The following is a 26,086-nucleotide window of genomic DNA, read 5'->3' as shown; positions in this document are numbered from 1 at the left end:
CGCCGGCACCCCGCAAACGCCGGGCTGCGAGAACCCACCCCCGTCCCACACCGATGCAGGGTCCCCGCAAACACCAGGTCCGTCGCCGGTTGACGCGCCCCAGAGAGGGCACTCAGTGCTGACTGACGTCACTCGCGGACACGGGAGGTCGAAGTGGCGGTTCGCCATCATCTGATCAGCGCGAGCCCGCAGTCCGTCTGGACCGTCCTGGAGGACGGCACCCGGTACGCGGACTGGGTGGTGGGCACCTCCTCGTCGAAACCGGTGCGCGGCCACTGGCCGCAGCTCGGCTCGGCGATCGGCTTCGAGGTGCGGTTCGGGCCCCTGCGCCTGTGCAACGAGACCGTCGTCCGGCGCTGTGTGCCGGGCGAGGCGCTGGAGCTCGAGGCCAAGGCCGGCCCCCTCGGCACGGCCCGCATCGCCATCGAGCTGCGGCCCTGGGGCGACCACTGCCTGGTCATCGTGGACGAGCATCCGCTGAAGGGCGTCGGCGGCACGGTGCACAACGTGGCCGTGGAGGCCCTGATCCAGATCCGCCACCGCGCCATGCTCGCCAGGCTGGCGAAGATCTGTGAGGCGGACGCGGCCGAGGCCGAGCGGCGCCGTCCCCTCGGCCAGGTGGTGTCACCGGTCCCCGACGACGGAGGCGCCCGTGCCTGACGCCGTGGTGATCGGGGCCGGTCCCAACGGACTGGTCGCGGCCAACCTGCTCGCCGACGCCGGCTGGAGCGTCGAGGTGCTGGAGGAGCAGCCGGAACCCGGGGGCGCCGTGCGCCACGACCGGGGCGCCGACCCCGAGTTCGTCAGCGACCTCTGCAGCTCCTTCTACCCGCTCGCCGCCGCCTCCCCGGTCGTCTCCGGACTGCGCCTGGAGCGTCACGGGCTGCGCTGGAGCCACGCCCCGCACGTGGTCGCGCACCCCCTGAGCGACGGCCGGTGCGCGGTCCTCGACCGTCGCGTCGACGTCACCGCCGACTCGCTGGAGGCCTTCGCGCCGGGCGACGGGGCCGCCTGGCACCGTCTGCACGACATGTGGGAGGCCCTCCGGCCGGACCTCCTGGACGCCCTGTTCACCCCTTTTCCGCCCGTCCGCTCCGGGCTCCGGCTGGCCGTCAGGCTGCGCGGCACGGGCGGGCTGCGCATGGCGCGCACCCTGGTCCTGCCGGTGCGCCGGATGGCGGAGGAGGAGTTCCGGGGCGAGGGCGGAGGACTGCTGCTGGCCGGGAACGCCCTCCACGCCGACCTGGCACCGGAGGCCGCGGGCAGCGGCGGCTTCGGCTGGCTGATGTCGATGCTCGGACAGACCTACGGCTTCCCCGTGCCGGCCGGCGGCGCCGGAGCCCTCACCGAGGCCCTGGCGCGCCGTCTCGAGACGCGCGGCGGGGTGCTGCGCTGCGGCAGGCGCGTCGACCGGATCCTCGTGCGCGACGGCCGGGCGGCGGGGGTGCGCACGGCCGACGGCGAGACGTTCGCGGCCGGCCGCGCCGTCCTCGCGGACGTCGCGGTGCCCGCCCTGTACCGCGAACTCCTCGGCCCCGAGGACCTTCCCGCCCAGCTGCTGTCCGACCTGCGGCGCTTCCAGTGGGACTTCGCCACCTTCAAGGTCGACTGGGCGCTGGACGGCCCGGTTCCCTGGAGCTGCGAGCAGGCCGCGGGCGCCGGCACCGTCCATCTCGCGGACGGCCTCGACGAACTCACCCGCTTCGCCGCCCAGCTCGCCACCGGCACCGTCCCGGACCGCCCCTTCTGCCTGTTCGGCCAGATGACGACCGCCGACCCGTCCCGCTCCCCGCGGGGCACCGAGTCCGCGTGGGCCTACACCCACGTGCCCCACGACGTCGCCGGCGACGCGGGCGAGGACTCGCTCACCGGGACCTGGGACGTCAAGGAGCGGGAACTCATGGCCGACCGCGTGGAGCGCCAGGTGGAACGCTTCGCGCCCGGCTTCCGGTCCAGGATCCGGGCCCGGCGCGTCCTCGCCCCGCCCGCCCTCCAGGCCCTCGACCGGAACCTGTACGGCGGTGCCATCAACGGCGGCACCGCGGCCATGCACCAGCAGCTGTTCTTCCGCCCGGCCCCCGGCACCGGGCGTCCCGAGACCCCCGTCAAGGGCCTGTACCTGGCGTCCGCCGGCGCCCACCCGGGCGGCGGCGTGCACGGCGCGCCGGGCGCCAACGCCGCACGCGCCGCGCTGCGCCGGTCCCTCGCGCCGGGCCTGGCCGGGGCGCAGCGGCTGCTGGCCCGCCGCGACCGCACCGGCCGCCGGCAACCCGACAAGGGCGGCAGCGGCGGTGGATGACCGACGCGCACGAACCCGACGACCACGACCGACGGAGGCGGGACGATGACCCCACACGACGACGGCCCCGACCGCGCCCACCGGCGCCCCGAAGGCGTGAGCGACGAGACGGTGGAGGCGCTCGGCTCGCTGTCGAAGGCACTGGAGACGACCGAGCGGGCCCGCGGCCACCTCTACAGCTTCCACCAGCTCACCGGCACCGCCGACCTCGAACTCGACCGGACGGTCGAACTGCTGCACAAGGCCGGGCACCCGGACTGGGCGGAGGCGGTGCGGACCCAGGTGCTGGGCCGCAACGTGATCCCCGGGCACTGGACGTTCCAGATCGTCGAGGCCTACGACGCCACGTACTACCGTCCGTTCAAGGAGCTCGAACAGGCCGCCGTCGAGGAACTGGCCGAGGGCCGGGACCACCTCTACGAGGCCGAGATGAAGGAGGCCCGCCGGACCGTCGGCCACCCCGACCACACGGCCCGCCCCGACACCGGCCCGCCGCCCGGCGAAGGGGACGGCCGGTGAGCGGCGGCCCGCTGCGCGGCCGTACCGTCGTGGTCACGGGCGCCGCGCGCGGGGTCGGCGCCGCCCTGGCCCGCGACCTCGCCCGGCGCGGCGCCCGGATCGCGCTGCTCGGGCACGAGCGGGCCGGGCTGGAAGCGGTGGCGGACGGCCTGCCCACGCGGGCATGGGTGTGCGAGCTCGACATCACCGACGAGGCCGCGCTGGAGCGGGCCGCCGAACGGGTCAGGACACACCTCGGCACCCCCTCCGCCGTCGTGGCCAACGCCGGTGTCGCGGAGGGCGGCCCGTTCGTCACCTCGGACCCGGCCCTGTGGCGCCGCGTGATCGACGTCAACCTGACGGGCAGCGCGGCCACGGCCCGCGCCTTCCTGCCGGATCTGCTGGCGACGAAGGGCTACTACCTCCAGGTCGCCTCGCTGGCCTCGATCGGCGCCGCCCCGATGATGAGCGCCTACTGCGCCTCCAAGGCGGGCGTGGAGGCCTTCACCCACTCCCTGCGCGCCGAAGTGGCGCACCACGGCGTCGCCGTCGGCATCGGCTACCTGAACTGGACCGACACCGACATGATCCGCGACGCGGACCGCTATCCCGTCCTGCGGGAGCTGCGCGGCCACATGCCGCCGCCGGCCCGGCGCCTGTACCCGGCGGACCAGGTCGCCGCCCGGCTCGGAGCCGCGGTGGAACACCGCAGCACGGCCGTCTACGTGCCCCGTTGGCTGCGTCTGGCACAGGCGGCGCGTGCCGCACTGCCCCCGGTCGTGCTGCGGGTGGCCCGCCGGGAACTGGCCCGGCTGGAGGCCGAGGACCCCCTGCGGCACACCGGGCTCCTCGGCGCCGGCGGCGAGGCCGACCGCACCGCGGCCCGGACGCGTCCCTGACCGGGCCGTCCGCTCAGCCCGGGAAACGCCCCGAGGAACGCAACGACCAGCGGCGCTCCGCGTAGGCCAGGTCGTCGCGCCACAGCCGTCCGGCGGCGGCCCGTACGAGCGGACGCAGCAGCGGCGCCGCGCCGCGCGCCAGGACGAACCCCGGACGGTCGGACGCCGCCACCACCGCCTCGACGACCGCCGTCCGGGGCCGTCCGCGGTCGTCGGGCCCCAGGGGAGTGGCGTGCGTCTCCACCACGGACCCCACCCCCTCGCCCTCGGTGATGCGCATGACGACCGTGCGCGGCTCGGGAGCGGTGAACACCGCCCGCACCGGGACCACCAGCCGTCCCGCCACCTTGAAGGACACGTCCACGGTGAAGCCGTCCCCGTCCCCGCCCCCGTCCGGGCCGTCCGGCGTGCCGGCCACGGTGAGGTCGACGAACGAGTAGGGGTGGAACCAGGCCCCGTGCCAGGGGTCCAGACGGTTGGCCACGACGTCCTCGGGCTCACAGACCCCCACGCCGGTGTACACCGCCGTCAGGGCGCGCGCCGGGGCCGGCCGCCGCGGCACCACCGGACCGTCCAGCGGCGCCTCGCCGCCCACCGCGTCCAGCCGGACCCACAGCAGGACGCCGTCGTCGTACGCCGGGAACGGCTCCCAGCCCGCGAAGGACCCGCCGTCCAGGGCGAGTCCGTGCCAGTGGCACACCAGCGTGCCGCAGCGCACCGGACTGTCCCGCAGCGGAGCGCCCAGGTGCGGGCAGATCCCGGGCCCGGCGACCGGCCGGCCGGCCGCGTCCCGCCACACCACCACCTCCTGCCCCGCCACGGTCCGCGCCAGCGGCCGGTCACCGCCCATGTCGCGGGAGGCGCCGACGACGTACCAGTTGCCGGACGGACGCGCCTGCGCCCGCTTCAGCGCCCCGGCGATGACGGCGGGCCGGGCCTCGCGCCAGGTGGGGGGCTGCCGTTCCCACGGCACCGCGCGCCGGCGCAGGGACAGCGGCAGACGCCGGCGCCCGCTTCCGGATCCGGTGCTCACGCGACCTCCCCGGGAACCGGCGGGCACGGGGCGAGCGGACGGACGTCCGGGTGCCGGGCGCTCCCGCGGGCGCGCAGCCGGGCGGCGGCCACCCGGGCGAGCCCGTCGGCGGCGACCACGGCACGCCGCCGCCGGGGGACCACCGCCCGCCGGTGCAGCACCGACCAGCCGTCCCGCGCCACCGCGTCCAGGATCCCGCCGTACAGTACGAACGCCGCCCGGACGCACGGCCGGGACACCGGTTCGAGCATCGCGAGCCCCGGTGCCGCCTCCCGGTACACGCCCCGCGTCAGCGCCTCGAACTCCCTCAGCGCGGCAGTGACGCGCCGGTCGCGGCGGCCGGTGTCCCGGCTCCACCGCAGCAGCGCCCGGTGGGCGCCGTGCGCGGCGAGCAGGTCCGCGGGCAGGTACACCCGCCCCCGGTCGAGGTCCTCGCCCACGTCCCGCAGGAAGTTGGTCAGCTGGAAGGCGATCCCGAGGGCCGCGGCGTGCGGCGCGGCCGCCTCGCGCGGGGCGACCGTGCCGAGCACCGGCAGCATCTGCAGCCCGATGACCGCCGCCGAGCCGTGCATGTACCGGCGCAGGGCCGCGTAGTCGGCGTAGTCGGTGACCACCAGGTCGGAACGCATGGCGGTCATGAAGTCGGCGAAGTGCCCGTGGTCGATGCCGTACCGGCGCGCCGTGTCGGCGACCGCCCGCACCACGGGTTCGGTGCTGTTCCCGTCCCGCAGGCCCTGGTCCAGTTCCCGCTGGAGCGCGGAGAGTTCGGCGTCCCGGCGTGCGGTGTCCGCCCCGGTGCCGAGCGCGTCGACGATGTCGTCGGCCCAGCGGGCGAAACCGTACAGGGCGTGCACGGCGGGGCGCCGTTCGACGGGCAGCAGCCGGGTGGCGAGGAAGTACGTCCTGCCGTGCCGGGCGTTCAGTGCCCGGCAGCGGTGGTACGCCTCGCGCAGCGCCGGATCGGTGACGCCGGCCGCGTCGAGTTCACGGTCGGTCATACGGAGGCCTCCTGCGGGGCGTGAGAGAAAGACGCGGCCGGCGCGGGCCGCCGGTGATCCGTGCCGCGGCCAGCTTCCCGGACAGCAGCACGGTCGGCACGCCGACACCGGGGGTGGTGCCGCAGCCGGCCAGCACGGCGTTCCCGGTGCCGCGGACCAGGTTGCGGGGCCGGAACGGGCCCGTCTGGGCGAAGGTGTGGGCCGTGGCGAACGGCGTACCGGCCGCGTGCCCCCGCGCGTGCCAGTCGGCGGGCGTGACCACGCACTCCGTCTCGACGGCGGCCCCGAGCCCGGCCAGCCCGCGCCGCTCCAGCTCCCGCAGCAGCGCGTCCCGGTAGCCCGGTGCCAGGTCCGTCCAGGCGGCGGGGCCCGGCCCGACGTCGGTGTTGGGGCACGGGGCGAGGACGTAGTGCAGATGGCGTCCCGGCGGGGCGAGGGACGGGTCGGTGGCGGTGGGCCGGGTGACGAGCAGCGACGGGTCGCTCATCAGCCGGCCGGTGCGGGTGAGCTCGTCGAAGGTGCCGCGCCAGGCGGCGCCGAAGAACAGGGTGTGGTGCGCCAGCTGCGGCCAGGTCCGGTCGGTGCCGAGGTGCAGCACGACCGCGGAGGGGGAGTGCCGCAGCCGTACGGGGCGCCGTGGCCGGCGGCCGAGGAGCGCGTAGGCGACGGGCAGGTCGGGGGTGAGGACGACCGCGTCGCAGGGAATGCGGCCCTGGTCGGTGACGACGGCGGTGATCCGCTCGCCGGAGCGTTCCAGCCGGGTCACCTCGTGGCCGAACCGCAGGTCGGCGCCCGCGTCGGCGGCGGCGTCCGCCATGGCCCGGGGCAGCGCGTGCATCCCGCCGCGCGGGAAGTACACGCCGGCGACGGTGTCCATGTAGGCGATGACCGCGTACGCGGCCAGCGCCCGGGCCGGCGGGACGCCCGCGTACAGCGCCTGGAAGGAGAAGACCCGGCGCAGCCGCTCGTCCCGCAGGAAGCGCCCGATGCGCGCGTCGAGCCGTCCGAAACCGCCCAGCGCCGCCAGCCGGACGAGGTCGGCGTTCAGCAGGCCGAGCGGGGAGTCGAAGTTGGCGTCGATGAAGCGGCGCGCCTGCGCCCGGTACAGCCGCTCCAGCCAGTCGCGCAGCCGCAGATAGCCCGCGGCCTCACGGGCACCGGCGAACCGCTCGACCTCCGCGGCCATCGCGTCGGCCCCGGTGTGCACGTCGAGGCTGCTCCCGTCGGCGAAGCGGGCCCGGTACGCCGGGTGCAGCGGCACGAGCTCCACGCGTTTCCGCAGACTGTCGCCGACGGCGGCGAACGGCTCGTCGGCCAGGTCGGGCATGGTCAGCACGGTGGGACCGGTGTCGATCCGGTAGCCGTCGAGGTCCAGGCGTCCGGCGCGTCCACCGGGCGACGCGTCCCGCTCGACGACGGTGACGCGGCGGTCCGCGCCCAGCAGGTGCAGCGCCGCCGACAGCCCGGCCAGCCCGGCCCCCACGACGACGACATGATCCGTACGGCCCGTCACGGTGCGCGTCACCGGCCGGCCTCCCGGCCGCCGGCCGCCCGCGCGGGTTCCGGCCGGGTGCCGCGGGGGTGTGCGTCCCGCACGGGCCCCTCACCCGCCGCGGAGGCCAGCAGCAGCCGCAGCCGCTCCCCGCCGTGCGGATCGAGGAGGGCACCGTCGACGTGCCGCAGCCCCTGGGCCACCAGACGGTCGATCATCGCCTCGACCGCGGTCCGCGCCCCGGTACCGGCCAGAACCTCCCGCACCTCCTCCAGCCCCTCCTCGGTGAGCGCCCCGTGGCCGAGCGAGCGCTCGAGCACGTCCAGGGCCCGGCGGTCGCCGGCGGCCGCGGCACGCCCGTGGGCGAGCGCGACCAGACAGGTCGGTTTCCCCTCGCGGACGTCCCCGCCCGCCGGTTTGCCGGTGCACCGGGGATCACCGAACACGTCGCTGAGGTCGTCGCGGAGCTGGAACGCCGTGCCCACACAGCGCCCGGCCGCGCACAGGGCCGCCGTGGTGCCGTCGTCCGCGCCCGCGAGCGCGGCCCCGAGGGCGATCGGCCGTTCGACCGAGTACAGGGCGCTCTTGAGGCGAGCGGTGCGCAGCGCGCGCGGCAGGGACCGCGACCCGGTCGCCTGCCCGTGCAGGTCCAGGTACTGGCCGGCCACCATCTCGGTGCGCATGTCGCTCCAGAGCCGGCGCACCGTCCGCGAGGTGCCGCCTTCCAGCGGGACCTCGGCCAGGAGATCGTCCGCCCAGGCGAGCGCCAGGTCGCCGGTGAGGACGGCGGTCCCGCCGCCGAGGCGCTCGGCACGCCCGGCCGGTGCCGCGTCCGCGTACTGGGCGGCGACGTCGACGTGGACGGTGGGCCGCGCACGGCGCAGTACGGAGCCGTCCATCACGTCGTCGTGGACGAGCGCACAGGTCTGCAGCAGCTCGAGTGCCGCGCCGATCCGCAGGGCCGCCGCGACCGGGGCGGCGCCCTCCCCGCCACAGGCGCGCAGCGTCCACCACAGGAAACGCGAGCGGGTGCGCTTGCCGCCCGCCCGGGTGAAGCGCGCGACGCGTCCGGCCACGTCGTCGCCGAACAGGGGGTCCAGGTCGTGTGCGCGGTTCACCCGGTCGGCCAGCACGTGGTCGAGCACGCGTCCGACCGCGCCGGCCACGTCCCGGTCCACGGCGGACGCGTCCTCGTCCCACGGCGGGCGCGCCGTGCGCGTCGCGTCGTACCGGGCACCGGGCCGCGCGCCGTCGTACCGGGCACCGGGCCGCGCGCCGTCGGGCCGGGCCCGTGCCGACGCCGGCCCCTCGACGAGCCGAGGCCCCGCCGTGTCGTGACCCTCCGTCTGCATGCGGCCCATCCCGGTTCCTCTCGTCCTGAACGCCGATCGTTCCGTCCCCGATGTCCTTCCGCCCGCGCGCCACGCGCGGATGCGGTACGAGCCGGAACGGTCCGACGGACTGCCGCCGCATGCCTTCCCTCTGAGTGCCCCGTCTCACCGGTGGCGGTTCGTCACACGTTCGAGTGACCTGAATCCGATCGGGCACACAAGCAGGAATGCTGACGAGGCGCGTGTGCCGAGGAGCGGGAGGAGAGTGCCGTCGTGCTGGACGCCGAGGTGGCGATCGTCGGGGCGGGCGCCGCCGGACTGTCCCTGGCCCACCGTCTGTCGCGGACCGCGCCGGGGTCCCGGGCCCCGTCGGTCGTCCTGGTGGACGCCCCGCCCGGTCCGCTGCGTCCCCCGCGCCGCACATGGTGCTTCTGGGAAGCCGGCGTGGGCCGCTTCGACGCCGCCGTCACGGCGACCTGGCGGCACCTGCGGGTGCGTCCCCCCTCCGGCCCCGCGATCGCGGGGGACATCACCCCGCTGCGTTACAAGATGATCCGGTCCGACGACTTCGAGCACCTGGTCGGCCACGACCTGGCCGGCAGCCCGGTCGTCCACCGGCTGGAGGCGACCGTCGAAACCGTGGAGGACGTGCGCGGGGGAGCCCTGCTGCACCTGCGGGGCACCGACGGCCGCGCCCGGTCCCTGCGGGTCCGCTGGGTGTTCGACTCGCGTCCCCCGGGCAGCCTGCCGGCCGCCCGCACCACACTGCTGCAGCACTTCCACGGCTGGTTCGTCCGCACCGCCCGCCCGGTCTTCGACCCGCGGACCGCCGACCTGATGGACTTCCGCACCCCCCAGCCCGCCGGCGGACTGTCCTTCGGCTACGTCCTGCCCGTCGGCCGCCGCGAGGCGCTGGTGGAGTACACCGAGTTCTCCCGGCGCCCCCTCACCGCCGACGGATACGAGTCGGCGGTACGGCAGTACACCGAGGACGTGCTCCGACTGGGGGAACTGCGGGTCCTGTCCACCGAGACGGGCGTCATCCCGATGACCGACGCCGCGGTCCCCCGCCGGGTCGGTGCCTCCGTCTTCCGCATCGGTGCCGCGGGCGGCGCCACCCGCCCCTCGACCGGCTACACCTTCGCCGGGATCCAACGGCAGACGAGGGCTGTCGCCGACGCCCTCCGCCAGGGCCGCACCCCTGTGCCGCCCCCCGCCCACTCGGCCCGCTCCCGGGCCATGGACGCCGTCCTGCTGCGCGCCCTGGACAGCGGCCGGGCCGACGGACCCGCGCTGTTCTCCCGGCTCTTCACCCGCGTGCCCATGCGGCGCCTGCTGCGCTTCCTGGACGGCCGCACCCGGCTCCACGAGGACCTCGCCGTCGGCCTGCACGCCCCGGTCGGCCCGATGCTCCGCTCGGCGCTGGAACTGCCCACCCTGCCCCGCCGCCCCTTCGACGGCCCCTGACCCGGACCGCCCGCCCCGACCCTTCTGTACCGGGAGACCGCATGACCCTGCTGCGCGACGAGAACCTCGCCGCCGCGTTCGACCACGCCGCCCGTGGCTACGACGCCCTGGTGGCCGCCAACCCCGGCTACCACTCCCACCTCCGCCGCTCGGCACGCCGCCTGGGACTGCCGCGGCGGGGCGAGGGACTGCGCGTCCTGGACCTCGGCTGCGGCACCGGCGCGTCGACCGCCGCACTCGCCGCCGTGCTGTCGGGCGCGCGGATCACCGGCGTGGACGCCTCCGCAGGCATGCTCGAACGGGCCGCCGCCAAAGCCTGGCCGGACGGGGTGAGCTTCGTCCGGGCACCGGCGGAAGGGCTGGCGGAGGCCGGGGTGAAGGGGCCGTTCGACGCGGTGTTCGCGGCCTACCTCTTCCGCAACGTCTCCGATCCCGACGCCGTGCTCGCCACCGTGCGCGATCTGCTGGCCCCCGGCGGGAGACTGGGCGTGCACGAGTACACGCTCGGCGGACGCCGCGTGGACCGCGCGGTGTGGACCCTGGTGTGCCGCGGCATCGTCCAGCCGGCGGCCACCGTGCTCGGGGACGCCGGGCTCTACCGCCACCTGTGGCGCAGCGTCGTGGAGTTCGACACCGCCGGCCGTTTCGCCGGCCGTCTGCGCGCGGCCGGCTTCGAAGCGGTGCGCGCCCTGCCCCTGCCGGGATGGCAGACGGGCATCACCCACACCTTCGTCGGCCGACGGCCCCGCACGGAGAGCGAGGACGAGGGATGACCCCCTTCCGCCGCCCGGACGCCACCCGGCACGGCCGGGACCGCCGCGCCCGTGTGCTCACGCCCCCGCCCGGGGCGCGCCGGATCGAGGGCGCCCGCCCGACGACCGCCGTCGTCGGCGGCGGCATCGCCGGCCTGGCCGCGGCGACCGCGCTGGCCGAACGCGGCGTGGCCGTGACGCTCTACGAGCGCGAGCCCTTCCTGGGCGGACGGGTCGGCGGCTGGCCGACCGGCCTGGCGGACGGCACCCCGGCGACCATGAGCCGGGGCTTCCACGCCTTCTTCCGCCAGTACTACAACCTGCGCGGTCTGCTGCGCCGCACCGACCCCGGTCTGGAGCGGCTCACCGGCCTGCCGGACTACCCGCTGCGGCACAGCGACGGGCTGAGGGACGGCTTCCGCCACGTCCCGCGCACCCCTCCGTGGAGCGCGCTCGGCTTCGTCGCCCTCAGCCCGTCCTTCCGCGTGCGCGACCTGCGCCGCATGAGACCGCTCGCGGCCCTCGAACTGCTCGACGTGCGCGTGCCCGAGGTGTACGAACGCCTGGACGGCATCAGCGCCCACGACTTCCTCGACGCCGTAGGCTTCCCGCACAGCGCCCGCCACCTGGCCTTCGAGGTGTTCTCCCGCAGCTTCTTCGCCGACCCCCGGCGGCTGTCGGCCGCCGAGATGGCCCTGATGTTCCACATCTACTTCCTCGGTTCCGCCGAAGGACTGCTGTTCGACGTGCCCGACGCGCCCTTCCCCGCCGCCCTGTGGGACCCCCTGGCCGGCTACCTGCGCCGACACGGCGCCCGGATCCGCACCGCCACGGCCGTCGAGCACATCGCCCCCACCGGCGACGGCGGTTACGAGGTCGCCACCACCGGGGAGGAGAGCCGTCACGAGACCGTCGTCCTCGCCCTCGACGCCGCGGGACTGCGCTCCCTGGTCGCCCGCTCCGGCCGGCTGGGCGACGGCCCGTGGCGGGAACGGGTCGCCCGCCTGCGCACCGCCCCGCCGTTCCTGGTCAGCCGCCTGTGGCTGGACCGGCCCGTCGCACCCGACCGGCCCGCGTTCCTGGGCACGAGCGGATACGCCGGCCTCGACAACATCAGCGTGCTGGAGCGCTACGAGGACGAAGCGGCCCGCTGGGCCGCCCGTACCGGGGGCTCGGTCGTCGAACTCCACGCCTACGCCCTGCCCCCGGACGCGTCCCGGGACGTCGAGCAGAAGCGGCTGATCGAACAACTGCGCCGCGTCTACCCGGAGACACGGGCGGCCACGATCGTCGACGCCCGGCACGAGCGGCGGGCCGACTGTCCCCTGTTCCCCGTGGGCGGCTACGCCGACCGGCCGACGGTGCGCACCCCGGAGCCCGGCGTGATGATGGCCGGCGACCTGGTGCGCACCGATCTGCCCGTCGCGCTGATGGAACGCGCGGCGACGACCGGGTTCCTGGCCGCGAACGCCCTGCTGGAACGCTGGGGGGTGCGCGGACAGACGCTGTGGACCGTGCCCGGCCGGGGGCGGAGCGCCGTCCTGCGGGGACCGGCCCGGTGGGCCCGACGGCTCCCGGCCTGACCGGACGGTGCGCTCCCACGGAGGTGCGCCGGGGACCACAGAGGTGCGCCGGGGACCACGGAGTGTGCGGCAGGCCGTCGCCGCGGTCACGTCGAGCAGCAGGCCCTCCTCGTCCCGTCCGGCCCTGAGAGCGGCACGGACGATGCCGACGGCGTCGTACTCGTCGCCGTCGGGCACCGGCTGCCACAGCGTGTCGCGCAGGCCGGCGGCCGGTGTCAGGGTGCGGTCACGGCCTCGAACACGGCGCGGTGGACGGCGCGCGCCAGCCGTGCGCCCCACAGGGAACGGGGCCCGGCGAAGGCGTACTCCTCCTCGTCCGGGCCCGGCGTGCGGGCGGTGACACACACCGCGTCGGTGGGCGTGCCCGAACAGTCGAGGCCCGCCTCCAGGAAGGCCTGCACCTTCGCCTCGGTGGCCGTGGTCACCGCGTTGACCAGGGCGGCGTCGCTCAGCGGCACCGGCACGGCGACGACGATGTTGACCGTGCCCGGACCCTGGAGTCCGCTCGTGCCCTCCCCGGGCCGTGCGGCCCAGCCGCGCACGTCGACGCCCGCCGTGACGCAGGCCTCCACACCGGCGTCCGCCGCGCGCGTGAACGCCGAGACGTCCGCCGCCGTCATCAGCCCCACCCCCGGCCCCCGCGCACCCGCGGCGGCGGCGAGATCCGCCAGGTGCCGGTCGGGGTCGGTGCGCCGGTAGCCGTGGGAGACCTGGGCGTTGAGGATCCAGGTCCGCTCGCCGATGCCTCCGCCCAGCACCGCGCTGCTGATCATCCGCCGGCCCGGTCCCGCGGTCCACAGCAGCGCGTGCAGCCGTTCGCCGTTCTCGACCCGGGTCAGGCACCGCGGGGACGGCAGGGCGGGGGTGGTGCGGGGCTGGGGGAGAACGGCGGTCACCGTGCGGGGCTCCTTGCGAGGGCGGACCGACCGATCCTAGGGCCCGCCGTCCGCCGCGCACGGGGCGGGTCAGCGCCGTGCGCCCTCCGGCAGCCGGAAGCAGGCCGTGACGGTCTTGCCGTGGGGGCAGGGGCGGGCCTCCCAGGTGTCGGCCAGGGCGTCGACCAGCAGCATGCCGCGCCCGCCGACGCGTTCGGCGCTCGGTTCCCGGGGCGCCGGCAGGGTGGCGGACCTGTCGTGCACCGAGATGTGCAGACAGCGGCTGTCCCACGACATGACCAGCTGCGCGCTGCTGCGGGCGTGGACGTGCGCGTTGGTGACCAGTTCCGAGACGGCCAGCAGCACGTCGTCCGCCGTCTCGGGAGCGGTCGTGTCCCAGCCCAGCGCGACGAGGTGCTCGCGCGCCCAGTCGCGGGCCGCCTTCACCCCGCGGTCCATCGGCAGTGAGCGCGCCCAGCCCACCGTCCGGACCGACGACTCGTTCATGGAGGTCCTCCCCGGTGATCGCCGCGCGGCCCGGACGGGTACGTCCCGGACCGCGCGGAAGCAGAAGCGGAACGGCTCAGCGGTGGCCGCCGCGGAGCCGGCCCAGCAGACGCTGTGCCTGGGCCCGGCGCCGGGGGTCGGCCGCCGCCCGCCGCACCTGCTCGGCCGTACGCCGCCCCTGAGGGCTCCTGGCGAACTGTTTGATGCGCTCCACCATGCTCGGCATGGGTGCTCCCTTCCGCGGTCCGGTTCGTCCTTGCTGTTCTCCGCCTACCCCCTGCGGGCGGGGTCAGCCCTCGGGCGGCCGGACGGGCTCACGTCTCCTCCAGCGGCTCGTACGCCTCGGCTCCGAGGCCGAACGTCCACGCCACCCCCTCCCGGGCCGTCCGGGTCGTCGGCGGCACACGGAGCCAGTACGTGCGGTGGGTGCCGTCCGGTTCGGGCGTGGAGTTGAGGACCTCGACCATGACGACCGGTTCGTCGTCGGGCAGCGCGATGCGCCACAGCGTGCCCGTGCCGTCCCGGTGCAGCGGCTGCGCCCCGGAGTCGGACAAGTAGCGGTCGTAGCCGTAGTACTCGAGCATCACCCGCCGCAGTTCGGCGTTCTCCTCCTGCCGGATCCGCTCCGGGGTGAGGGTGCGCAGCTCGTCCAGGAAGGCGCGCGTCACCGGCATGCCGCGCCAGGCGCACAGGGCGAACCCGTCGGGGAACTCCAGCGCCGGGCCGTCGCCGTGGTCGAGCCGGCCGGCCTCGTCCCGGTGCAGGGCGACGGGCCGCTCGCACACCACCGCCACCTTCTCGAACGGCCACCACCAGCCGGCGCTGCGGCACACCCGGGCCGGCCCGGCGAGCGGGGACCCCTCGGTGTCCAGGGCGGCCAGCCACGGCGCGTCGTGCTGACCGAGCAGGGCGTCCAGCAGGACCAGACGTATCTCCGTGCGAGCGGCCGCGTCGTCGGGGGCGAGGTCGTCGAGCACGCCGGCGCGGATCCGGTCGACCAGCGCCTGCGTGGCGTCCCACAGGGCACCGCCGGTCCCCGACCAGTGCCGGGACCAGCCCGCCGGGCCCAGCTCCTGGTACAACCGGTCGCGTTCGGCCGCCCACGGTGCGGTGCGCACCGCCTCGCGCACGCTCGCCCCGAAGTCCGTCCCCTCCCGGACCAGCGTCACGCCCTCGCGCGGCGACCCGGCCCAGATCACGCGCTCCGGCTCGGCCAGCCCGGCGCTGCGGTAGGCCAGCCGGACGCCCTCCTCCGCCGCCGCCCGGTCGGCGGGCTCGGCGGACGCGGCCCACGCGCGCCAGCGCGCCGTTTCCTCCGTGAAGCCCCCGGTCACGGCCGCCGGCCCGCTCTCCTGCGCGATCGTCATCGTCAACGTCCCCTGTTCCCTGCTGTGGTGTGGTGTGGTGTGGTGTTCCGTACGGTCGTCGGCGTCCGTCAGTCCGCCACCAGCCGCACCGAGCCGGGCACGTACTCACGCTGCCGGATCACCCGGAACCACCCCTTCGGCAGCGCGATCGCCGCGTGCTCCTCGTGGACGACCCGGCCGCCCTCGGGCAGGTGCAGCAGGAACGGCCCGAAGGGGCCCGGCTCACGGATCAGTTCGCCCCGCCCGAGCACCGCGTGTGCGTGTCCGGTGACCTCCCCCAGGGCCAGCACCAGCCGGCCCCTGGCGTCGCGCGGCTCCTTGGGCGCGTCCGGGACGTGGGACGGCACCGCCTCGTCCGCGACGGGCACGATCAGCACGTCTCCCTGCCGGTACATGGCTCTCCCCTCCGCTCCGGCGCACGGTGCCCCGGAGTCCATGCGCAGACAGTACGAGCGGGCACTGACAACGGACCGTCACCGGGCCCGCCGCCGGGCGTTGTCAGTCCCTGTTGGTAGAACTGCTGCACGCATCGCCGAACGGCCCGCCCCCGGTGCTCCGTGACGGCCTCGCCCACGCACCACCTCCCTTTTCCCGTGTCGCACGACAGGAGCAGCGCCGATGTTCAGCGGTAGCCACCTCAAGGAGCTGTACGGCCTTCCCGCCTTCACCTTTCCGGGGCGCGGCGAATCGGCGAAGCTGCCCGAACCCGACGCCGTGGCCTGGCGGATCGCCGCCGGGGTGTACGGCGACGAGGAGGGGTGGGTGGAGACCTTCGACCGCTTCTGCTCCGCGGTCGACACCACACGGGTCCGCGCCCTGATCGTCGGCATCTGGGAGGACGCGTACGACTCCGGCCCTTCCGACGTCATCGAGGCGCTGGTGGCCGCGCGTGACCGGCTGCCCGCCCTGCGGGCGGTGTTCCTCGGGGACATCGAGAGCGAGGAGTGCGAGATCTCCTGGATCACCCAGACCGATGTCACCCCCCTGCTGGCGGGCTTCCCCGCACTGGAGGAACTCGGCGTGCGCGGCGGCCAGGAACTGGAGTTCCCCGCCGTGCGCCATGATGCGCTGCGCAAGCTGGTCATGGAGACCGGAGGCCTCCCGGTGGGGGTCGTCCGCGGGGTCGCGGCCAGCGAACTGCCCGCGCTCGAACACCTCGACCTGTGGCTCGGCACCTCCTGGTACGGCGCGGACAGCGAGGCCGCCGACCTCGCGCCGATCCTCTCCGGCGCCCGGCTGCCCCGGCTGCGGCACCTGGCCCTGCGCAACAGCGAGATCCAGGACGAAGTCGCCGCCGCCGTGGCGTCCGCCCCCGTGGTCGCCCGGCTCGAGGTGCTCGACCTGTCCATGGGCACCTTCGGCGACGAAGGCGCCACCGCCCTGCTCGGCGGACAGCCCTTGACCCACCTCAAGAAGCTGGACCTGCACCACAACTACCTGAGCGAGCCGCTGAGGCAGCGCATACGCGAGACGCTCGAACCCGCCGGCGTGGAGCTGGACCTCGACAAGGACGACGCCGACTGGGACAAGGACGACGACGGCACCGTCCACCGCTACGTCAGCGTGGGGGAGTGAGCACCCGCGTGCGCTACCACCCCTCCTACCTGGAGCACTTGCACGGCCTGCCCGTGCACTACTTCGCCGGCCCCGACGACGGGCCGGGCCCCGGCCCGCACCTGCCCCCTCCCGCCTCGGTCGCCTGGCGGCTCACGGCCGACCGGGAGGTGCCGTTCGAGGAACGGTGGAGCTCGTTCCTGGACCGGGTCCGCACCGACGAGGTCGTGGCCCTCGTCATCGGCGCCTGGTGGCAGGAGTGGGACGAGCACGGCATCGGTCCCGTCCTCGACCTGATCACGGCCGAGGCACACCGGCTGCCGAGGCTGCGGGCGGTCTTCCTCGGGGACGTCGAGCCCGAGGAGGCGGAGATCTCCTGGATCAAACAGGGCGACGTCGGCCGGGTGCTGCGCGCCTGGCCCGGTCTGTACGAGCTCGGTGTGCGCGGCGCCGAGAACCTGGTGATCGAGCCGCTGCGGCACGAGGAGCTGCGCGGGCTGCGCATCGAGTCGGGCGGTCTGCCGCCCGAGCCGGTACGCGGCCTGGCGGCCTGCGACCTCCCCGCCCTGCGCCACCTGGAGCTGTGGCTGGGCACCAGCTGGTACGGCGGCGACTGCACCGCGGCCGACGTCCGGGCGCTCCTCGCCATGCTGGATCGCAGCCCCCGACTCGCCCACCTGGGCCTGCGCAACAGCGACATCCAGGACGAGATCGCCGCCGCCGTGGCCGCCGCGCCCGTCGTCGCGGGTCTGGACTCCCTCGACCTGAGCATGGGCACGCTCAGCGACGACGGGGGTGCCGCGCTGCTCTCGGGGCAGCCGCTGACCCATCTGCGGGCGCTGGACCTCGGGCACCACTTCATGAGCGAGGGGATGACCCGCCGCGTGCGCGAGACGCTGGGAGCGCACATCCCGGATCTCGGCCTCACACCCGCCCACCGCAGCGCGCGCCGGCCGGAGGAGCGTTATGTCGCGATCGGGGAATGAACCGGGGCGGGCCGGCGCACCCGTGCGCCTCGCCGTCGTGGGCAACCCCGAGAACCGCAGGACGGCCCTCTTCGCCGACGCCGCCCGCGCCGCCGGACTGCCCGCACCGCGCGTCGTGCCCTGGGAGCGGGTCCTGCGCGAGGGCGGAGCCGACTTCGCGGCCGACGAGACCGTCCGACTCGACTCGCCCGGCGAGAACCCCGAGGTCGACCGGCTGCTGAGGGGCGTCCGGGATCCCGCCCGCGTGGAGGGATCGGCACGCTGGTACGCGCGGTTCACCGAGGCCGCCCGAGGACTGCGGGGCGGGGCCCGCCTCGACGACGTGGACGAACTGGCCGTCATGTTCGACAAACGGCGCTGCCACGCCGCCCTCGACGCGGCGGGCGTCCCCGTGCCCGGGTCACCCACCTCCGGCCCGGACGCCGTACGGGTGACCGGCTGGGACGACGTACGCGCCGCGATGCGCGAGCACCGCATGCCGAGACTCTTCGTCAAGCTCGCGCACGGCTCCTCGGCCTCCGGGGTGCTCGCCGTCGAGTCGTCGGGCCGGGGGCGGATCAGAGCCACCACCTCGGTCGAACTCACCCCGGACGGAAGGCTGTTCAACTCCCTGAAGGTGCGCCACTACGAACGGGAGCAGGAGATCGCCGCCATCGTGGACGCGCTCGCCCCCGACGGTCTCCATCTCGAACGCTGGCTGCCCAAGGCCTCCCAGCGGGGCCGCGCCGCCGATCTGCGGGTCGTGGTGGTGGCCGGCCGCGCCACCCACGCCGTCGTGCGCACCAGCACCTCACCCCTGACCAACCTCCACCTCGGCGGCACCCGCGGCGACCTCGACGCGGTGCGCGACGCCGTCGGGGCGGCCGGCGGCCGGTGGGCGGACGTCCTCGCCGTGTGCGAGCGCGCGGCGGCCTGCTTCCCGCGCACCCTGTGCGTCGGCGTCGACCTGCTCCCGGCCGTCGGCTGGCGCCGGTTCGCCGTCGGCGAGGTCAACGCCTTCGGCGACCTGCTGCCCCGGCTCACCGGACTGCCGGGCAGCGGGGCGGAGGGCCTCGACACCTACGCGGCCCAGGTCGCGGCGGTCCTGCGCCGCACCACCGGTCCGTCCCACCCGCACCACCAGTACAGAACGGGAACCACCCATGTCAGCGCCTGAACCGACGCCCGCGCCCGGCCCCCACGGGGCCACCGCACCGGACCACGACCCGGACATGAACGAGATCGTCGGCAGCCACGACATCCTCCTCGTCACCCTCGACACCCTCCGCTTCGACGTCGCCGCCGAACTCGCCGCCGAAGGACGCATTCCGAACCTGGCCCGCCATCTGCCCGGCGGCCGCTGGGAGCGGCGGCACGCCCCCGGCAGCTTCACCTACGCCTCCCACCAGGCGATCTTCGCCGGTTTCCTGCCGACGCCCGCCGAACCCGGCCCGCATCCGCGCCTGTTCGCGGCCCGCTTCGCCGGCAGCGAGACCACGGCCGGCCGCACCTTCGTGTACGACACCCCCGACCTGGTCTCCGGCCTCGCGGCGGAGGGCTACCGCACGGTGTGCGTCGGCGGGACCGGCTTCTTCAACAAGCGGGGCCCGCTCGGCTCGGTGCTGCCAGGGCTGTTCCAGGAGTCGCACTGGGAACCGGAGTTCGGCGTCGCCTCGCCCACGTCGTTCGAGGCCCAGGTGGCCCGCGCGGAACACGTCGTCCGTGAACTCCCCCACGAGCAGCGCCTGTTCCTCTTCGTCAACGTCGCCGCGCTGCATCAGCCCAACTGGTTCCACCGGCCCGGCGCGACCCGCGAGGACGGTGACACCCGCGCCACCCACGCCGCCGCCCTGGAGTACGTGGACCGGCACGTCGGCCGGCTGTTCGCCGCCGCGAGCAGCAGACGCCGCTGCTTCGCCGTCGTCTGCTCCGACCACGGCACCGCCTACGGCGACGACGGCTACACCGGCCACCGCATCGGCCACCCGTCCGTGTGGACCGTGCCCTACGCCCACTTCTTCCTGGACCACACCCCCGCCGAGGCCGCCCGATGACCACCGCGACCCCCGCCCGCACCGGCACCGACGCCCCGGCGAGCCCGTACCAGAGCTACGTCTACGCCTACCCGCACAAGACCGCCTACCGCCGACTCGCCGACCGCCCCCGCCTCGACACCCTCTGGGCCGGCGAACCCAAGGACGCCCTCTCCCTCTACCTGCACATCCCGTTCTGCGAGGTCCGCTGCGGCTTCTGCAACCTGTTCACCCGCATCGGCGCCCCCGACGGCCTGACCGGCGCCTATCTGGACGCCCTGGACCGACAGGCGGCCGCCGTGCGGGAGGCGCTGGGGGAGCGGGAACCGGCGCGGTTCGCGACCGCGGCCTTCGGCGGCGGCACCCCCACCTTCCTCACCGCCACCGAACTGCAGCGGCTGTGCGACATCGCGGAACACCGCATGGGCGCCGACCTGCGCGCGGTACCGCTGTCCGTGGAGGCCTCGCCCGCCACGGCCACCGCCGACCGGCTCGAGGTACTGGCCGCGCGCGGCACCACCCGCCTCAGTCTGGGCGTGCAGAGCTTCGACGACACCGAGGCCCGGGCCGCCGTACGCCCGCAGCGCCGCGCCGACGTCGAGGCGGCACTCGGCCGCGTCCGTGACGCCCGGATCCCCGTTCTCAACATCGACCTGATCTACGGCATCGACGGACAGACGGAACACAGCTGGCTGCGCTCCCTGGACGCGGCCCTCGCCTGGCGCCCCGAGGAGCTCTACCTCTACCCTCTCTACATACGCCCCCTGACCGGCCTCGGCCGCCGCGCCGGCGAGACGGACCCGGCCTGGGACGAACAGCGGCTGCGCCTGTACCGGCTGGGCCGCGACCACCTCCTCGCCCACGGCTACGCGCAGCAGTCCATGCGCATGTTCCGCCGCGCGGACGCCCCGCCGCAGGGCGCGGACGACTACGCCTGCCAGACCGACGGCATGATCGGCCTCGGCTGCGGCGCCCGCTCCTACACCGCCGGCCTGCACTACTCGTTCGACTACGCCGTCGGCATGCACGAGATCCGCGGCATCGTCGACGACTACGTCTCCCGCCCGGCCGCCGACTTCGCCCACGCCGAGTACGGCCGCCGCATCGACACCGACGAGGCGCGCCGCCGGCACCTGCTGCAGTCCCTGCTCCAGGCGGAAGGCCTCGACCTCGCCGACTACCGGGCCCGGTTCGACGGCCGCACCCCGGCGGACGACTTCCCGGCCGAGCTGTCCCGCTTCGCCGGCCGCGGCTGGCTGGAGGAGGACACCGGTCCCGGCGCCACACGCCTGCGCCTGACCCCCGAGGGCCTGGCCCACTCCGACGCCATCGGCCCGGAACTGTTCTCCCCGGCCGTGCGGGCCGCCATGGCCGCCTACGAGCGGAAGTGAGTCCGCAGCCGATGGACCTGACCCTCCTCTACCGGGGCCCGCTGGCCTCCTGCGACTACGACTGCCCGTACTGCCCCTTCGCCAAGCGCCGCGACAGCCGCGAGCAGCTCCGCGCGGACCGCGCCTGCCTGGAGAGGTTCGCCGACTGGGCCGAGGCGCAGACCACCGACCGGCTCTCCCTGCTCTTCACCCCCTGGGGCGAGGGCCTGGTCCGCTCCTGGTACCGGAACACCCTGACCCGGCTGTCCCACCGGCCGCACATCCGCCGCGTCGCCATCCAGACCAACCTCAGCTGCCGCACCGACTGGCTCGCCGGCGCCGACCTGGACACCCTCGCCCTGTGGTGCACGTACCACCCGGGCCAGACCCCCTACGACCGCTTCCTGGCCAAGTGCCGCGAACTGGACCGCCTCGGCGTCCGGTTCAGCGTCGGCGTCGTCGGGCTGCCCGAGCACCTCGACGCGGCCCGGCGGCTGCGCGCCGACCTGCCCGAGAGGGTGTACCTGTGGGTCAACGCCGCCGAGGGACACACCTACGACGACACCGAGGCCGATGTGTGGACCGCGCTGGACCCCCTCTTCCCCTACAGCCGCCGCCCCCACGCCAGCGCGGGCCTGCCCTGCCGCACGGGGGAGTCGGTGATCTCGGTCGACGGCGAGGGCACGGTCCGCCGCTGCCACTTCGTCCGCGCCGAACTCGGCAACCTCTACGACGGCAGCTACCGCGAGGCGCTGCGCCCCCGCCCCTGCCCCCTCACCACCTGCGACTGCCACATCGGCTACGTCCACCTCGAAACGCTGCCGCTGTACGACGTGTTCGCGGGCGGTGTGCTGGAACGGATACCGGCCCCGGCCGGGTAGCGGCCCGCGCGCGGGAACGTGTTTGCCGCGGGAGCCAGCGGCAAGTCGGTGTCCATGAGCGAACAGAACAAGAACGCGCATCAGAAGGCCACGTCCCCCCGGTCCGCCGCGACCAAGGCACGGGAGACCACGGACAAGGCGACCGCCTCCGCCGGGCGGGCGGCCGGCAACGCCGCGGACAAGGCGGGTGACGCCGCGTCAGGGGCCGCGTCGGGCGCCGAGCGCGCGGCCCGGGTGGCGAGCGGCGCCGCGCAGACCGCGGCCAAGGGCGTCGAGGCGGGCCGCCGCGCGGTCGTCGCCACCTCGGGCCAGGTCGCCGCCGGCGCCAAGACCGCCTGGACGGTCATCGCCAACCGCAGGCTCGTCGCCGCCGGTGCCGCGGCCGGCCTGACCGCCCTGACCGCTGCCTCCTACGCGGTGGGGCGGCGCGCCGAACGCCACACCCACGGCCCCCTCACCCGGATGACCGGCGGCCGGATCTGACACCGGGGCGGCGGGCAGGGCGGCGCGGAGCCGGGTCCCACTCGCGCGGTGCGGCCCCGAAGAGGAAAGATGTCTCCGCAAGCGAAGAATCAACCCATGCGGAGGAGTGGGCACATGCAGCACGAGCGAGCGGGCGGCCCGGCCGGCCCGGAGGATCTCGTCGACGTCGCTCGGCTGGTCACGGCGTACTACGCCCTGCACCCCGACCCCGACGACCCGGGGCAGCGCGTCGCCTTCGGGACGTCGGGGCACCGCGGCTCGTCCCTGACGGCCGCGTTCAACGAGGACCACATCGCCGCGACCAGCCAGGCCATCTGCGAGTACCGCGCCGGCCAGGGCACCGACGGGCCGCTCTTCCTCGGCGCCGACACCCACGCGCTGTCCGAACCCGCGCGGGTCACCGCCCTGGAGGTGTTCGCGGCCAACGGGGTCACGGTGCTCATCGACAGCGCCGACGGCTACACCCCGACCCCGGCGGTCTCGCACGCGATCCTCACCCACAACCGGGGCCGCACCACGGGCCTCGCGGACGGCGTCGTCGTCACCCCGTCCCACAACCCGCCCGCCGACGGCGGGTTCAAGTACAACCCGCCGAGCGGCGGCCCCGCGGGTTCGGACGCCACCGGCTGGATCCAGGACCGGGCCAACGACATCATCCGGGGAGGCCTCAAGGACGTCCGCCGCATCCCGTACGCCCGCGCCCTCGCCGCACCCGGGACCGGCCGGTACGACTTCCTCGGCACCTATGTCGCGGATCTGCCGGACGTGCTGGACCTGGACGCGATCCGCGCGGCCGGCGTACGGATCGGCGCCGACCCGCTGGGCGGGGCGTCCGTCGCCTACTGGGGCCGGATCGCCGAACAGCACCGCCTCGACCTCACCGTGGTCAACCCGCTGACCGACCCCACCTGGCGGTTCATGACGCTGGACTGGGACGGGAAGATCCGGATGGACTGCTCGTCGCCGCATGCCATGGCGTCCCTCATCGGGCAGCGGGACCGCTTCGACATCGCCACCGGCAACGACGCCGACGCCGACCGGCACGGGATCGTCACCCCGGACGCCGGGCTGATGAACCCCAACCACTACCTCGCCACGGCGATCGGCTACCTCTACGCGCACCGTGAGCAGTGGCCGTCCGCCGCCGGTGTCGGCAAGACCCTGGTCTCCTCCGCGATGATCGACCGGGTCGCCGCCGACCTCAAGCGCGAACTCGTCGAGGTGCCCGTCGGTTTCAAGTGGTTCGTGGACGGACTGGCCGGCGGCACCCTCGGCTTCGGCGGTGAGGAGTCGGCCGGCGCCTCCTTCCTGCGCCGGGACGGCTCGGTGTGGACCACCGACAAGGACGGCATCATCCTGGCGCTGCTCGCCTCCGAGATCACGGCCGTCACCGGGAAGACGCCCTCCGCGCACTACGCCGCGCTCACCTCCCGCTTCGGCGAGCCCGCCTACGAGCGGATCGACGCCCCGGCGACCCGTGAGGAGAAGGCCCGCCTCGCGAAGCTGTCTCCCGCCCAGGTCACCGCGGACACCCTGGCCGGGGAGGCGGTCACCGCGGTGCTCACCGAGGCACCGGGCAACGGCGCGTCCATCGGGGGCATCAAGGTGACCACGGACAGCGCCTGGTTCGCCGCCCGTCCCTCCGGCACCGAGGACGTGTACAAGATCTACGCCGAGTCCTTCCAGGGTCCCGACCACCTCCGCCGGGTGCAGGAGGAGGCCAAGGCCGTGGTCCTCGCGGCACTGAGCGACTGAGCCGCACCCCGGTCGGGCACGCCCCGGTCACCCGCCACGGTGGCCGGGGCGCGTCAGCCGGCCCGGAGGCCGGGGGCGGACGGGGGCGGGGAGGTGAGCTCCGGCGGCAGGGACGTCGCCGTGGGCAGCTCCGCCGGCGCCTCCTCCGACTGCTGCAGAACGGTGTCGCCGGGCTCCCCGTCCGGTGTGCCCGCACCGGTGGACAGCTGCGACCAGACGCCCAGCGCCAGGGCGATCGCGGCGGCCGTGCCCACCACGCGGCCGACACGGCGCAGCCTGGCGCGCCGGTCCATCTCCCGCCAGGACGGGCCGTCCCACGGATCGTCCGGATGCCACAGATCACCGACCGCCTCGACGTCGGCGTCCTCCCGCGGCGCACCGCCGTCGGCGCGCGCCCGCTGCAGCGCGGAGGGCTCCCTGGGGGCGGTGGCCCGGATGGCGCGCTCGTTGTCGGTGAGGAACCGCTGCCAGACGTCCTCGGGCAGCGACGGCGTACCGTCGTCCCGCTCCTTGGGCGTTCCGCCGTCGTCCGGCCTCTGCGCGGTCACGTCCGTTCATTCCTCCCGAGGATCCCACCAGGATGATTGCACAGCGCAAAATCGGATGAACAGCGGCCCGCGGAACCGAACATACGGCTGAGACGGTGCGGCCCGGGTGCGGACTCGATCGGATAAAGGTCCGCCCGGGGGAGCGGGGAGCGGCCGATCTTTGCATAGTCTAAAGGTGAGGGAGGGGCGTCCGCGGAGGAACCGGGCGGCTCTCGAGTGCCCTCGACACCGCTGGAGCAGGACATGACCGACGAGAGACCGCCATCGATCCCCTCGGCCCAGTGGGTGCTGTCCTGGATGCCGATCGTGGTGATGGCGGTGATCGCGGTCGTCGACGTCGTGGCCGGTCCGGGGGTCGGACTGCTTCCGCTGGTGTCGCTGGGACCCGCCTTCGCCGGCCTGGTCGGCGGCTGGCGCCGCACGGCGGTGATCGGCGTCCTGGCACTGCTGCTCTGCGCCGGGCTGGGCCTGTACAACGAACTGTTCCCGGCGCGCCGCGGCTACACCGCCATGGCGTCGGTCGCCGGAGTCACCGGCGTCGGCATCGCCGCCGCGGTGATGCGCTCGCGCCGGGAGGCGGAACTGGCCGGCGTGCGGTCGATCGCCGAGGTCGCCCAGCGGGTGCTGCTGCGGCCGGTGCCGCTGACCGTCGGCCCCGTGCAGGCGGCCGTGTCCTACACGTCCGCCGTCGCCGAGGCGCGGATCGGCGGTGACCTCTACGAGGTGGTGGCCTCGCCGCACGGCGTCCGGGTCATCCTCGGTGACGTGCAGGGCAAGGGCCTGGCCGCCGTGGAGACGGCCGCCGTGGTCCTCGGCGCCTTCCGGGAGGCCGCCTACGACGAGCCGGACCTCGTCAAGCTGGGCGAGCGGGTGGAGCGCAGCGTGGCCCGGGAGCTGGAGGACGAGCGGTTCGTCACCGCGATCCTCGCGGAGATCGGCGCCGACCAGGAGGTCGTCCTCCTCAACTACGGCCATCCGGCCCCGATGCTGCTGCGCCGCGACGGCGGCGCCGACTTCCCGGAGCCGCCGTCGTTCGCGCTGCCGCTGGGCCTGTCCGCGCACGGCACCGGGGGACCGGAGCCCTACCGGGTGGCGTTCGCCCCGGGTGAGCAACTGCTGCTCTACACCGACGGCGTCACCGAGGCCCGCGACCGGGACGGACGCTTCTACCCGCTGGGCGAGCGCACGCACCTGCTGAAGGAACCCGACGCGCACCGCGCCCTGGAGGCCCTGCGCGAGGACCTGGTCCAGCACGCGGGAGGACCGCCCGGCGACGACGCCGCGATGCTCCTCCTGCGCTACCACCGCCACCAGGACGCGGAGTCCGCGCCCCCCGGGTGAGGGGGCGGTGATCACCGCGAGGTACAAGCGGCGATCACCGCGAGGTACAAAGGAC

Annotated in this window: 26 protein-coding genes; 16 read left to right on the top strand and 10 right to left on the bottom strand. The window is 75.1% G+C overall.

What is annotated here, in order from left to right; genetic code table 11:
• Window positions 1-153: 153 nt before the first annotated feature.
• The 4 genes from KUM38_RS26700 to KUM38_RS26685 are packed head-to-tail and all read left to right on the top strand — an operon-like array spanning window position 154 to window position 3,696.
• A complete protein-coding gene (locus KUM38_RS26700; protein WP_217132632.1) occupies window positions 154-660 on the top strand; it encodes an SRPBCC family protein in 507 nt (168 codons plus the stop codon).
• Window positions 653-2,299, top strand: a complete 1,647-nt coding sequence (locus KUM38_RS26695; protein WP_217132630.1) for an NAD(P)/FAD-dependent oxidoreductase — start codon at window positions 653-655, stop codon at window positions 2,297-2,299. The genes KUM38_RS26700 and KUM38_RS26695 overlap by 8 nt, the downstream gene beginning before the upstream one ends.
• Window positions 2,300-2,344: 45 nt before the next feature.
• Window positions 2,345-2,818, top strand: coding sequence for a hypothetical protein (locus tag KUM38_RS26690; RefSeq protein ID WP_217132628.1), 474 nt, complete (start codon window positions 2,345-2,347; stop codon window positions 2,816-2,818).
• Window positions 2,815-3,696 (top strand): SDR family oxidoreductase, encoded by an 882-nt coding sequence (locus tag KUM38_RS26685; RefSeq protein ID WP_217132626.1) that lies wholly within the window; start codon window positions 2,815-2,817, stop codon window positions 3,694-3,696. Before KUM38_RS26690 ends, KUM38_RS26685 begins: the two co-directional genes overlap by 4 nt.
• 13 nt (window positions 3,697-3,709) lie before the next feature.
• On the opposite strand, the gene KUM38_RS26680 is transcribed toward KUM38_RS26685, so the two are convergent.
• From KUM38_RS26680 to KUM38_RS26665, 4 genes are read right to left on the bottom strand one after another with little or no spacing between them, the layout of a single operon-like run.
• On the bottom strand, window positions 3,710-4,729 hold the full coding sequence (locus tag KUM38_RS26680; protein ID WP_217132624.1) for a DUF5914 domain-containing protein: 1,020 nt from the start codon (window positions 4,727-4,729) through the stop codon (window positions 3,710-3,712).
• Window positions 4,726-5,727 carry a phytoene/squalene synthase family protein gene (locus KUM38_RS26675; RefSeq protein WP_217132622.1) on the bottom strand — a complete coding sequence of 334 codons (1,002 nt, stop codon included), beginning with the start codon at window positions 5,725-5,727 and terminating at the stop codon, window positions 4,726-4,728. Before KUM38_RS26675 ends, KUM38_RS26680 begins: the two co-directional genes overlap by 4 nt.
• Window positions 5,714-7,252 carry a phytoene desaturase family protein gene (crtI, locus tag KUM38_RS26670; protein ID WP_217132620.1) on the bottom strand — a complete coding sequence of 513 codons (1,539 nt, stop codon included), beginning with the start codon at window positions 7,250-7,252 and terminating at the stop codon, window positions 5,714-5,716. The genes KUM38_RS26675 and crtI overlap by 14 nt, the downstream gene beginning before the upstream one ends.
• Window positions 7,249-8,580 (bottom strand): polyprenyl synthetase family protein, encoded by a 1,332-nt coding sequence (locus tag KUM38_RS26665; protein WP_374227082.1) that lies wholly within the window; start codon window positions 8,578-8,580, stop codon window positions 7,249-7,251. Before KUM38_RS26665 ends, crtI begins: the two co-directional genes overlap by 4 nt.
• Before the next feature lie 243 nt (window positions 8,581-8,823).
• Here KUM38_RS26665 and KUM38_RS26660 point away from each other — a divergent pair, with 243 nt between their 5' ends.
• From KUM38_RS26660 to KUM38_RS26650, 3 genes are read left to right on the top strand one after another with little or no spacing between them, the layout of a single operon-like run.
• Window positions 8,824-10,017: a lycopene cyclase family protein gene (locus KUM38_RS26660; protein ID WP_217132616.1), complete on the top strand. Its 1,194-nt coding sequence runs from the start codon at window positions 8,824-8,826 to the stop codon at window positions 10,015-10,017.
• Window positions 10,018-10,058: 41 nt separating this feature from the next.
• On the top strand, window positions 10,059-10,790 hold the full coding sequence (locus KUM38_RS26655) for a class I SAM-dependent methyltransferase (RefSeq protein ID WP_217132614.1): 732 nt from the start codon (window positions 10,059-10,061) through the stop codon (window positions 10,788-10,790).
• A complete protein-coding gene (locus KUM38_RS26650) occupies window positions 10,787-12,352 on the top strand; it encodes an FAD-dependent oxidoreductase (protein WP_217132612.1) in 1,566 nt (521 codons plus the stop codon). The genes KUM38_RS26655 and KUM38_RS26650 overlap by 4 nt, the downstream gene beginning before the upstream one ends.
• A 215-nt stretch (window positions 12,353-12,567) precedes the next feature.
• On the opposite strand, the gene KUM38_RS26645 is transcribed toward KUM38_RS26650, so the two are convergent.
• From KUM38_RS26645 to KUM38_RS26625, 5 genes are all read right to left on the bottom strand, one after another.
• Complete coding sequence (locus KUM38_RS26645) at window positions 12,568-13,248, bottom strand: adenosylcobinamide amidohydrolase (protein ID WP_217132610.1); 681 nt, start codon at window positions 13,246-13,248, stop codon at window positions 12,568-12,570.
• A 69-nt stretch (window positions 13,249-13,317) separates the two neighbouring features.
• On the bottom strand, window positions 13,318-13,734 hold the full coding sequence (locus tag KUM38_RS26640) for an ATP-binding protein (RefSeq protein ID WP_217132608.1): 417 nt from the start codon (window positions 13,732-13,734) through the stop codon (window positions 13,318-13,320).
• A gap of 76 nt (window positions 13,735-13,810) precedes the next feature.
• Window positions 13,811-13,960 carry a hypothetical protein gene (locus tag KUM38_RS26635; protein ID WP_179167355.1) on the bottom strand — a complete coding sequence of 50 codons (150 nt, stop codon included), beginning with the start codon at window positions 13,958-13,960 and terminating at the stop codon, window positions 13,811-13,813.
• 88 nt (window positions 13,961-14,048) lie between these two features.
• Window positions 14,049-15,101, bottom strand: coding sequence for a DUF6745 domain-containing protein (locus KUM38_RS26630; RefSeq protein WP_217132605.1), 1,053 nt, complete (start codon window positions 15,099-15,101; stop codon window positions 14,049-14,051).
• Window positions 15,102-15,169: 68 nt separating this feature from the next.
• Complete coding sequence (locus KUM38_RS26625) at window positions 15,170-15,496, bottom strand: hypothetical protein (RefSeq protein WP_217132603.1); 327 nt, start codon at window positions 15,494-15,496, stop codon at window positions 15,170-15,172.
• Between the two features lie 223 nt (window positions 15,497-15,719).
• On the opposite strand from KUM38_RS26625, the gene KUM38_RS26620 reads away from it, so the two are divergent.
• The 8 genes from KUM38_RS26620 to pgm all read left to right on the top strand — a co-directional run bounded on the left by KUM38_RS26620 (window position 15,720) and on the right by pgm (window position 24,142).
• Window positions 15,720-16,676, top strand: coding sequence for an STM4015 family protein (locus KUM38_RS26620; RefSeq protein ID WP_217132601.1), 957 nt, complete (start codon window positions 15,720-15,722; stop codon window positions 16,674-16,676).
• Entirely contained in the window at window positions 16,673-17,641 is a 969-nt protein-coding gene (locus KUM38_RS26615; RefSeq protein WP_308409051.1) for an STM4015 family protein, read from the top strand. Before KUM38_RS26620 ends, KUM38_RS26615 begins: the two co-directional genes overlap by 4 nt.
• Window positions 17,622-18,797: an STM4014 family protein gene (locus KUM38_RS26610; protein ID WP_217132599.1), complete on the top strand. Its 1,176-nt coding sequence runs from the start codon at window positions 17,622-17,624 to the stop codon at window positions 18,795-18,797. The genes KUM38_RS26615 and KUM38_RS26610 overlap by 20 nt, the downstream gene beginning before the upstream one ends.
• A 55-nt stretch (window positions 18,798-18,852) precedes the next feature.
• Window positions 18,853-19,674: an STM4013/SEN3800 family hydrolase gene (locus tag KUM38_RS26605; RefSeq protein ID WP_217132818.1), complete on the top strand. Its 822-nt coding sequence runs from the start codon at window positions 18,853-18,855 to the stop codon at window positions 19,672-19,674.
• On the top strand, window positions 19,671-21,044 hold the full coding sequence (locus tag KUM38_RS26600; protein ID WP_217132597.1) for an STM4012 family radical SAM protein: 1,374 nt from the start codon (window positions 19,671-19,673) through the stop codon (window positions 21,042-21,044). Before KUM38_RS26605 ends, KUM38_RS26600 begins: the two co-directional genes overlap by 4 nt.
• Before the next feature lie 11 nt (window positions 21,045-21,055).
• On the top strand, window positions 21,056-21,904 hold the full coding sequence (locus KUM38_RS26595; RefSeq protein ID WP_217132595.1) for an STM4011 family radical SAM protein: 849 nt from the start codon (window positions 21,056-21,058) through the stop codon (window positions 21,902-21,904).
• Window positions 21,905-21,958: 54 nt separating this feature from the next.
• The gene (locus KUM38_RS26590; RefSeq protein ID WP_217132593.1) at window positions 21,959-22,387 is read left to right on the top strand and encodes a hypothetical protein; all 429 of its coding nucleotides are present in this window, start codon (window positions 21,959-21,961) and stop codon (window positions 22,385-22,387) included.
• Window positions 22,388-22,501: 114 nt separating this feature from the next.
• Window positions 22,502-24,142: a phosphoglucomutase (alpha-D-glucose-1,6-bisphosphate-dependent) gene (pgm, locus tag KUM38_RS26585; RefSeq protein WP_217132584.1), complete on the top strand. Its 1,641-nt coding sequence runs from the start codon at window positions 22,502-22,504 to the stop codon at window positions 24,140-24,142.
• A gap of 53 nt (window positions 24,143-24,195) precedes the next feature.
• Here pgm and KUM38_RS26580 read toward each other — a convergent pair whose 3' ends face one another.
• The gene (locus KUM38_RS26580; protein ID WP_217132582.1) at window positions 24,196-24,690 is read right to left on the bottom strand and encodes a hypothetical protein; all 495 of its coding nucleotides are present in this window, start codon (window positions 24,688-24,690) and stop codon (window positions 24,196-24,198) included.
• 243 nt (window positions 24,691-24,933) lie between these two features.
• On the opposite strand from KUM38_RS26580, the gene KUM38_RS26575 reads away from it, so the two are divergent.
• Window positions 24,934-26,031 carry a PP2C family protein-serine/threonine phosphatase gene (locus tag KUM38_RS26575; RefSeq protein ID WP_217132580.1) on the top strand — a complete coding sequence of 366 codons (1,098 nt, stop codon included), beginning with the start codon at window positions 24,934-24,936 and terminating at the stop codon, window positions 26,029-26,031.
• The last annotated feature ends 55 nt before the right edge of the window (window positions 26,032-26,086 follow it).

This window comes from Streptomyces sp. AC558_RSS880, assembly GCF_019049255.1.
Taxonomy (GTDB): domain Bacteria; phylum Actinomycetota; class Actinomycetes; order Streptomycetales; family Streptomycetaceae; genus Streptomyces.
Note: the sequence above shows the minus strand (reverse complement) of the source record. Positions and strands in the feature narration are given on the sequence as shown.